The 1,818-nt window shown below is 39.5% G+C and carries 4 protein-coding genes; 2 read left to right on the top strand and 2 right to left on the bottom strand.

The window, feature by feature from the left end:
- Positions 1-231 (top strand): integrase core domain-containing protein (locus L654_RS0105080; protein WP_024607460.1); only part of this gene is annotated, 231 nt, incomplete at its 5' end.
- Here L654_RS0105080 and L654_RS1000000127535 read toward each other — a convergent pair.
- Complete coding sequence (locus L654_RS1000000127535) at positions 225-572, bottom strand: S24 family peptidase (RefSeq protein ID WP_080671214.1); 348 nt, start codon at positions 570-572, stop codon at positions 225-227. The genes L654_RS0105080 and L654_RS1000000127535 overlap by 7 nt on opposite strands.
- Before the next feature lie 244 nt (positions 573-816).
- Between L654_RS1000000127535 and L654_RS0105070 the strand changes: the two genes are divergently transcribed.
- Positions 817-1,170, top strand: a complete 354-nt coding sequence (locus L654_RS0105070) for a hypothetical protein (RefSeq protein ID WP_024589330.1) — start codon at positions 817-819, stop codon at positions 1,168-1,170.
- Between the two features lie 32 nt (positions 1,171-1,202).
- On the opposite strand, the gene L654_RS0105065 is transcribed toward L654_RS0105070, so the two are convergent.
- Positions 1,203-1,818: IS30 family transposase (locus tag L654_RS0105065; protein ID WP_024607459.1), on the bottom strand; the 616-nt coding region annotated here is incomplete at its 5' end.

Below are 1,818 nucleotides of genomic sequence, written 5' to 3'. Positions count from 1 at the left end.
CGCGGAAATTGTTGGGATAATGCGCCAATGGAGCGATTTTTTAGAAGCTTTAAAACAGAATGGATGCCAAAGGTTGGATATGGGAATTTTATAGACGCTAAATATAGTGTGAGTGATTATATCAACGGATATTACAACAATGTTAGACCGCATCATTATAATGCTGGTTTAGCGCCAAATGAATCTGAGATTAGATACAAAGACTCTAAAACTGTGGCCAAATTTTATTGACCACTACAGTTAGAGCTTAAAAATAGTGCCCTGCTGTTTTCAGGCTCTAACTTTAAACGCTTAACAACAAACTCGTTATCAAGTGTTGCAAGCACTATTCGACCGGTAGTGGCTTTTAAGGATTTATCAACGACAATAATTGCGCCGTCTTGAATGTCAGGGATCATGCTATCCCCAGCAACTTTGAATAAAAAAGAACTATTTGGCCGCGCCATGAGTAATGTATCCAAGCTAATTGGTTTGGATAAACAATCTTCTGCAGGATTTGGAAAGCCTGCTGCAGCTTTAAATTCGGAGAGGGAAAATAAGCTATTGGATTTCTTAATTGAAATTGGTTGCATACCGAGTACCACTGTTTGAATACACAGTTATTCTATGGCTCGAATGTATGAGAAGCAAGTTTTGGTACATTTATTTTGGTATCGAATATTTAGTGGAATGTGCCGCATCTAGTTTTAACAATTAATTCAATTTAGAGATTAATAACGAGTCAACTTATTCAGATCCATTATTTCAATATTCGTTTAGCCTATTTACGTTTATGAGTTATAGTTAATTTTACTGTAGTTACTTGGCATTTTAGATATGGATGATAAACAAGACTGGTTTGATGAATATAATGAGTTTGTAAAATCAGCGAAGGTAAAAGGTAAATGTTCCTTTTGTAGTACGGAGATGAAGCCTGTTGATGTGGTAGGTCTAATTTTTAATAGAGATATATGCGTGTGCGATAACAAGGAGTGTCGGGAATTTTTACAGGTATGTTTAAAGCCAGGTTGCGATAATTATGCAAAATCAGGAATTCTACCACGACCTTTATGTAAATGGTGTTTAGAAGAATCGGTAGCGCCAGTTGCAAAGACTATTCTCAAGGCTGTAGGTATGGCAAGCACGGCAGCGCTTACTTTGTACGTAAAAAATAAAATGTCAGATAAATAGTTACGCGGATTCAAATCTGAAGTGCATAACGTTTAGGCGGCTTTAGCCGCCAAGTGATCCTGCATCAATTTTGCAGGCGTTTCAAATCCAAGTGTCTTCCGCGGACGATTATTAAGTTGCTCAAGTACAGGTATTACTTGCGCTGGTGTAACCGCCGTAAAATCTGTGCTCTTCGGCCAATACTGGCGTAGTAATCCATTCGTGTTTTCATTCAATCCGCGCTCCCATGAGTGATAAGGGTGAGCAAAATAAACAGGAACACTTAAAGCCTCTGTGATTTGATCGTGATAAGCGAACTCTTTTCCATTGTCAGCCGTGATGCTATGAAGCGCTGACCTATATGGCCTTAATAGTTCTATCGTCGCCGCAGTGACGGCTTGTGCTGTTTTGCCTGCCACCTGAGTTGATACAGTGAATTGGGTGACCCGCTCTACAATGGTAACAAGGGCGCCTCGATGACCTTTACCTATGACGGTATCTATTTCCCAATCTCCGATACGACCTTTCTCATCAACTATTTGTGGACGTTCTTCAATGCTAACGCGATTTTTTATTTGCCCTCGGTTTGTTTTACCATGACTGCGCTTGTGATATTTCTTACCGTGTCGGCGCAGATGTAGGTATAACTCACCACCTGCTTTTTTATCT

The sequence above is a fragment of the Pseudoalteromonas sp. TAB23 genome (assembly GCF_000498075.1).
Classification (GTDB): Bacteria; Pseudomonadota; Gammaproteobacteria; order Enterobacterales; family Alteromonadaceae; genus Pseudoalteromonas; species Pseudoalteromonas arctica.
Note: the sequence above shows the minus strand (reverse complement) of the source record. Positions and strands in the feature narration are given on the sequence as shown.